Below are 7,132 nucleotides of genomic sequence, written 5' to 3'. Positions count from 1 at the left end.
CGGTCATGGCCACCAGATTGCCCCGCTCCTGCCAGGCCCGGACGATGCGGATCTTGTGCTCCGGGGACACCCGGGCATACACGCTGACCCTGGGTACGAACTCCCGCAGTTCCTCATCGCTCATGGACTCAATAACGGCACCCTCCACGGCCTCGGTGCCGGGGGTGAGGATGCCGATCTCCTTGGCGATGGCGGAGGCGGTGACCTTGTGGTCGCCGGTAATCATGATGGGCCGGATACCGGCGGCGATGCACTCACCGACGGCCGCCTTGGACTCCTCCCGGGGCGGGTCCATCATGGCGATGAGGCCCAGGAACTGGAGGTCGTTCTCATCCTCCAGGCCGATGGCGGGGGCGGTCAGCATCCGCTTGCCGAAGGCCAGCACCCGCAGGCCCTGCTGGGACAGCTCCTCGTTCATCCGCTCGATCTCCGCCTTCTCCTCCGGAGAGAGGCGAGTGCGGCCCAGCATCACGTCCACGGCCCCCTTGGTCAGCATGGTCAGGCCGTCCGGCAACTGGTGGACCGTGCTCATCAGCTTCCGGTCGGAGTCAAAGGGCAGCTCCGCCAAACGGGGATACTTGCCCCGCGCCTCCGCCTCGTCGAAGCCGTAGCTCTCGCCCAGGCGCACCAGGGCGGTCTCTGTGGGGTCTCCCACCTCTCCGGATTCGTTCACCGTGGCGTCGCTGCATAACAGGGCGGCACGCAGCAGCTCCCGCTGTTCCGGGCGAGAGAAGTCCGCCCCGTCCGCCGGGATGATCTGGCCCCCGGTGCAGAGCTTCTTCACAGTCATCTTGTTCTGAGTCAGGGTACCGGTCTTGTCGGAGCAGATGACGGACACGCTGCCCAGGCCCTCCACCGCCTGGAGCTTGCGGATGATGGCGTGCTCCCTGGCCATCTTCTGGGTGCCGAAGGACAGTACGATGGTGACGATGGAGCTGAGGGCCTCCGGAATGGCGGCCACTGCCAGGGCCACGGCAAAGAGGAAGGCGTTCATCACATTCTCGCCCCGCAGGAACACACTGACGGCAAAGAGGAGGGCGCAGATGACCAAAATGCCGATGGAGAGCTTGCGGCCGAACTGGTCCAGGCTCACCTGAAGAGGGGTCTTTTTCTCCTCTGTGCTCTTCAGCAGGGCGGCGATCCTGCCCATCTCTGTGTGCATACCGGTGGATGTCACCAGGAACCGGGCCCGGCCATAGGTGACGAAGCAGCCGGAGAACACCATGTTCTTGCGGTCTCCCAGCGGCACGTCGCCGTCGATGTCCGCCAAGTCCTTCTCTACCGGCAGGCTTTCGCCGGTGAGGGCGCTCTCCGCGCACTTCAGGCTGGCGCACTCCAGCAACCGGCCGTCGGCGCAGATGGAGTCGCCGGCCTCCAGCACCACCACGTCGCCCACGGTGACCTCCCGGCCGGGGAGCTGGACTACCTGACCGTCCCGCACCACCTTGGCGGTGGGGGCGGACATCTGCTTCAAGCTGTCCAGGGACGCGGTGGCCTTCACCGTCTGCACCGTGCCCAATATGGCGTTCATGGTGATGACCGCCAGGATGACCGCCATGCTCTCCACATCCCCCAGGATGGCGGAGACGACGGCGGCTAAGATCAGAATGATTACCAGAAAGTCCGCGAACTGCTCCAGAAAAATCCGCAGGACGCTCTTCCTCCCGCCCTCCTGCAGCTCATTGGGGCCATAATGCTCCAGGCGGCGGGCGGCCTCCGCGCCAGTCAGGCCCTCCGGGGTGCTGCTCAACTCCTGAAACAGCTCTTCCCGGCTCTTCTGCCAGATGGTCTTTTCCGTTTTCATAAAACTCCTTCTTTCCGGCAAGACGCAAAAAAGACGAGACTTTTGCGTCAATGCCTCTGCATTGATACAAAAGTCTCGCCGTTTCAACCCGAAGCGGGGCCGAAGCCCGTACTGACGCCGTTGGGTACACAATCAAATGTGCCAGCTACTCCCTTTTGGTACTGAAGGCACTATACTCCATTTTCCCCACATTGTCAATCCCTAATCTTCCACTATTTTCATTTTTTCCGCCGGTCTAACAGCCAGCCGATGCCCATGACCGCGGCGTACACCACCAGATAGTACAGCACGGTCACTCCATACCCGGCAAAGGCGGCATACACCATAAAAGCACAGGCGCACAGGGCCAGAGCCGGCATGACGAACCGCCGGAAAGGGTTCAGGTCCGTGCTCTTCCGCATGAATTGAATGAACATGGGCACATACATGCCGTACAGAGTGATGATCGGCAGCTCCGAGGAGTCGAAGCTGAAGGGACCGAACCAGGGGCCGCCCACGTTGGCGCCATAGAAGTACACCAACCACAGTGCGGAGAGGCCCAGGCTAACCAGGGCGGAGTTGCCCGCCATATTGGTCACCGGGTCCACCTGGCGGAACAGCTCCGGCATCGGTCCTTCGTTCCGGACCGCCAGAGCGTACATCCCCCGACAGCAGGAGAGCGTTAAGCCGTTCAGGGTCCCCAGGCAGGAGATGACGATCAGCACGAACACCACTGTGCCCGCCGTCTCCCCGAACACCCGCTGGAAGGCCATCTTGGCCGCTGCCTCGCCGCTGGCCATCAGCTCCTCCGTCGTCACTGCGCCGGTGAGACCGATGTAGTAGAGAATATAGGTGAGCACCACGATAAAAGAGCCCACCACCAGGGCTCGGGGCAGGGTCCGCTTGGCATCCCGCAGCTCCGCGTTGATGGAGGTGGCCAAGATCCACCCCTCATAGGCGAAAGCTACCGCCACGGTAGAGGCCATCAGCCCCTCGCCGGTGGAGATGGCGCCGGTACTCATGGTGGCGAAGTTCTCCGCCATGCGGCCGTTCATCATGCCCACCGCCGCGCCGCAGACGGCCATCAGCGCCAGGGGGATCATCTTGATAACAGTGGTGGACACCTGGAATCTGCCTGCCAGCCTGGGTGCCAGGGCGTTGAGCACGTGGTCCAGGCACAGCATCGCCCCGGCGATGGTCATGCAGGCGCCGCCGGTGATGTCCCAGCCCAGCAGTACACAGAAGTACCGGGCGGAGATCCAGGCCAGGGCGGACACCAGGCAGGGCGTGTACAGCACTGCCATGAACCAGCCCACGTAGTAGGCGTACCGCCGGCCCACGGTGGCCTCGGCGTAGTCCACCAGGCCGCTGACCTTTTCATACCGGGTGGCCATGGTGGCGAACACATAGGAGCAAATAATCATGATGGCGCCCACGATTCCCCACGCCAGGATCCCCAGAGGCATGTTGCCCTTGGTGGCCTGGAGCACCTTTTCCGCCTTGAAAAACACACCGGAGCCAATGACGATTCCCACTACCATGCAGATGGCCGTGGGCAGGCCGTACCGCTTTTCCATGGCTCTCCCCTTTCTCTATTTAAAGCTTTCCTGTGGCATCCCTTTAAAGGGCAGTAGAAGAAGGATACCACAACTCTGCACAAATTGCAATCTATTTTCTGCGCTTTTCGACAGCAGTATGCAAAAAAAACGCCCCCATTCCGGGGCGTGTTTCTTTGGTCATGCTGTGATCTTTTTTGTAAGCGCCGAGCTGCTTGCTCTCCCATTACTTGGAACACAATGTCCCGCATCCGGTCCCGGGTGTCGCATCCCCCAGCCGCTTGGCGCGGCCGGGGGCCCTGCATCTCACTGGTGCGGGCAGGCAGAGCCCGCCCGCGCCAAGGTCCCGGCTCCGCCGGAACGCTTGAATGCCGGACGCTCGGCACCCACGCTGCACTCACTCTCCCATCACTTGGAACACAATGTCCCGCACCCGGTCCCGGGTGTCGCACTCGATGAGGGTCAGGTTCTGCCAGGGCCCTACGGTGATTTTGCCGTTCACAAAAGGCACCGTGATGAAGGGGGACAGCAGCGCCGCCTTGATGTGGGAGGATCCATTGTCGTCATGCCAGGTCTCATGATGCCAGTAAGGCACCACCCGCCCCTTCTCATCCAGATAGGGGGAGAACACATCCAGCGCCGCCTTCAGGTCGTGGTTCACAATGCCCGGCTCGAACTCCAGGGTCGTCAGGCCCGCCACGCCGCCGGTGGTGAAGCCGGTGACCGTCCCGGCAGAGATGCCGTGCTGCCGGCATGCCTCCTCCACTGCGTGCTGAAAGTCCTCCGTCACGTCGATCATGCCCATGTGGGCCTTGGTGTGGTATGTCTTTTTCTCCGTGTAAACTGCCATCTTCCATGCCTCCTCTGTTTTTTGCATTGTAACACAGTTCCGCCCATGTTACAATGGGAGAAGAGCATTCCCCGCCCTCCGGCGGGAGAGAGGAGGCAGCCGCCCATGGAGTGCGGAATCGTCACCGTGGACCTCCACGGCAGGAACACCTATCAGGCCAAGGTCACGGTGGATGCCCTGCTCCGCCGGGCCGGGGCCGGGACGTACCGGCTCCGCCTGATCCATGGCTGTCATCAGGGCACGGCCCTGCGGGACTTTCTCCAGGTGGAATACGGGCACCACCCGCAGGTGAAGCGCCTGCTCCGCTCCCCCGACGGGGGCGCCACAGATCTGGTGCTGCGGGAAATGACGGAATGATTGAGGAGGTGCGCCTATGCGCATTGCGCTGATCCAGATGCCGGTGCTTCCAGACAAAGTGAAAAATATCCAGACCGCCTGCGGCAAAATCCGGGAGGCGGCCAAGAATGGAGCGGACTTCGCCGTGCTGCCGGAGATGTTCTGCTGCCCCTACGACAACAGCTGCTTCGGCGCCTACGGCGAACCGGAGGGCGGCGAGGCCCAGACGGCCCTGTCCCACCTGGCAGCGGAGCTGGGGCTCTACCTCGTGGGCGGGACTGTGCCGGAGCTGTCGGAGGGCCGGATCTACAACACCAGCTACGTCTACGGCCCCGACGGCCGCCAGCTGGCCAAGCACCGGAAGGCCCACCTGTTTGATATCGACGTCCAGGGGGGACAGCGGTTCCGGGAGTCGGACACCCTCTCCCCGGGAAATGCCATCACCACCTTCGAGACGGCCTTCGGCACCATGGGGCTGTGCGTCTGCTTCGACCTGCGGTTCGAGGAGCTGGCCCGGTGCATGTGCCTGCGGGGGGCAAAGGTGATCTTCGTGCCGGCGGCCTTCAACATGACTACCGGCCCCGCCCACTGGGAACTTCTCTTCCGCCAGCGGGCAGTGGACAACCAGTGCTTCACCGTGGGGGTCTCCCCCGCCCGGGACGAACAGGGCTCCTACGTGGCCTACGGCAACTCCATCGCCGTGGATCCCTGGGGCGCCGTGCTCTGCCGGGCCGGGGCGGAGGAGACAACCCTGTACGCGGACCTGGACGTGGAACGGCTGGAGGCGGTACGGGCCCAGCTGCCCATCCTCTCCGCCCGGCGGACGGATCTGTATGAGGTGCGGGAGAAGTGAGCGGCACAGTCTTCGGCGCATTCTATGACGTGGTCCGGCGGATCCCCGCCGGAAGTGTGTCCACCTACGGCCAGGTGGCGCGGCTGGCCGGGATGCCACGGAGCGCCCGGCTGGTGGGATATGCCATGGCGTCCTGTCAGGACCCAACCGTGCCCTGCCACCGGGTGGTGGACCGCTTCGGCGGCACCAAGGCGGCCTTCGACACCTTTGCCCCCGGCACCCAGCGGGCCCTGCTGGAGGCGGAGGGTGTGGCCTTTCGCCTGGACGGCACGGTGGATCTGGAACAGTGCCTCTGGACACCGGAATCATAAAAACATGAGGAGAGCGGCTTTTGCCGCTCTCCTCTGCTCGTTTCTCACAGCTTCCGGCTGTTGTATGCCTCAATGCCGTGGGCCAGGACCTCCATGGCCCGCCGCAGATCCGCCTGCTTCAGGATATAAGCCAGCCGGACCTCGTCCCGGCCCTTGCCGGGGGTGCCGTAGAAGCCCTCGCCGGGTGCGAACATGACGGTCTCCCCGTTGTCCTGGAACTCCTCCAGCAGCCAGGTCTGGAACTTGTCGGTGTCATCCACCGGCAGCTTGGCCATGAGGTAGAAAGCGCCCTTGGGGCACTCGCACACCACGCCGGGGATCTGAGATAGGCCCTCCATGCAGGTATCCCGCCGCCTGTGGTACTCCTCCCGCACGGCGGAGAAGTAGTCGGAGCCTACGCCGTACAGGGCGGCAGCGCCCAGCTGGTCCAGCGTGGCCGCGCACAGGCGTCCCTGGCAGATCTTCAGGGCCTGGGCCATCAGTTCCCGGTTCCGGGACACCAGGATGCCCACCCGGGCGCCGCAGGCGGAGAACCGCTTGGAGATGGAGTCCACCACCACCACGTTCTCGGCCGCATCGTCAAACTGGGCCATGGAGGCCAGAGGCTCGCCGCCGTAGACGAACTCCCGGTACACCTCGTCGCTGATAAGGAACAGGCCGTGCTCTTTGGCGATGTCCGCCATCAGGCGCATCTCCTCCGGGGAGAGGACCACGCCGGTGGGGTTGCCGGGGTTGGTCACCAGGATGGCCCGTGTGTGCTCGTTGATCAGGGGCTCGATTCGCGCCCGGTCGGCGTAGCGGTAGCCCTCCTCCGGAGTTGTGGGGATAGGCCGGATCACGCCGCCGGTGACACTGACAAAGGTGTTGTAATTGGGATAGAAGGGCTCCGGGATCAGGATCTCGTCTCCCTCGTCCAGAATGCAGGTCAGGGCCATCTGCAGCGCCTCGCTGCCGCCGGCGGTGGCGTAGATGTCCGATTGCTCCAGGTGGATGCCCAGGTTGGCGTAGTAGCCCTGCACCGCCGTCAGAAACTCGGACACGCCGGGGGCCGCCGCATAGGCCAGCACCGGGTCCTGGAAATTCTTCACCGCGTCAAAGAAGGCCTTGGGCGTCTCAATGTCCGGCTGGCCGATATTCAGATGATAGATCTTGCGGCCCTTGGCCTCTGCCGCCAGCTCATAGGGCAGAAACTTCCGCATGGGAGAGAGCTCACACCGCTGAATCTTGCTGGAAAATTTCATAAAAAAGACCTCCTTGGTCGGATTTTGTAATCTCATTTACGGCGGCCGGCAATAAAAAACGCCCCTGACATCTCTGTCAGGGGCGAACATTCCATTCCGCGGTACCACCCTGATCTGCCTCCAAATGGGAGGCATCTCATGTCATCCGGTAACGGGGATGGGCCGTTCCGCTCCTCGCGGACTGCTCCAGAGTGGCTGCCGT

General features: G+C 63.3%; 7 protein-coding genes. 3 read left to right on the top strand and 4 right to left on the bottom strand.

All coding sequences use genetic code 11. The features are described 5' to 3' along the window. From QVE23_RS03620 to QVE23_RS03610, 3 genes are all read right to left on the bottom strand, one after another. The coding region (locus QVE23_RS03620) for a cation-translocating P-type ATPase (protein ID WP_287967585.1) at nt 1–1,804 on the bottom strand (1,804 nt) is incomplete at its 3' end. Nucleotides 1,805–2,022: 218 nt separating this feature from the next. Continuing rightward, a complete protein-coding gene (locus QVE23_RS03615; protein WP_287967584.1) occupies nt 2,023–3,360 on the bottom strand; it encodes an APC family permease in 1,338 nt (445 codons plus the stop codon). 376 nt (nt 3,361–3,736) lie between these two features. Continuing rightward, nucleotides 3,737–4,189, bottom strand: a complete 453-nt coding sequence (locus QVE23_RS03610) for a YjbQ family protein (protein WP_025545446.1) — start codon at nt 4,187–4,189, stop codon at nt 3,737–3,739. 105 nt (nt 4,190–4,294) lie between these two features. On the opposite strand from QVE23_RS03610, the gene QVE23_RS03605 reads away from it, so the two are divergent. Genes QVE23_RS03605 through QVE23_RS03595 form a run of 3 tightly spaced genes read left to right on the top strand, consistent with a single transcriptional unit; the run spans nt 4,295 to nt 5,689 of the window. Continuing rightward, nucleotides 4,295–4,546 (top strand): Smr/MutS family protein, encoded by a 252-nt coding sequence (locus tag QVE23_RS03605; RefSeq protein ID WP_025545444.1) that lies wholly within the window; start codon nt 4,295–4,297, stop codon nt 4,544–4,546. Nucleotides 4,547–4,562: 16 nt separating this feature from the next. Then, on the top strand, nt 4,563–5,378 hold the full coding sequence (locus tag QVE23_RS03600) for a carbon-nitrogen hydrolase family protein (RefSeq protein WP_119310786.1): 816 nt from the start codon (nt 4,563–4,565) through the stop codon (nt 5,376–5,378). After that, entirely contained in the window at nt 5,375–5,689 is a 315-nt protein-coding gene (locus tag QVE23_RS03595; protein ID WP_021747376.1) for an MGMT family protein, read from the top strand. The genes QVE23_RS03600 and QVE23_RS03595 overlap by 4 nt, the downstream gene beginning before the upstream one ends. A gap of 44 nt (nt 5,690–5,733) precedes the next feature. On the opposite strand, the gene QVE23_RS03590 is transcribed toward QVE23_RS03595, so the two are convergent. Continuing rightward, nucleotides 5,734–6,930 carry a pyridoxal phosphate-dependent aminotransferase gene (locus tag QVE23_RS03590; RefSeq protein ID WP_036629202.1) on the bottom strand — a complete coding sequence of 399 codons (1,197 nt, stop codon included), beginning with the start codon at nt 6,928–6,930 and terminating at the stop codon, nt 5,734–5,736. Nucleotides 6,931–7,132 lie beyond the last annotated feature (202 nt).

Origin of the sequence: Oscillibacter sp. KLE 1728, from assembly GCF_934833455.1 — a bacterium.
In the GTDB taxonomy this organism is placed as follows: Bacteria; Bacillota; Clostridia; order Oscillospirales; family Oscillospiraceae; genus Oscillibacter; species Oscillibacter welbionis.
Note: the sequence above shows the minus strand (reverse complement) of the source record. Positions and strands in the feature narration are given on the sequence as shown.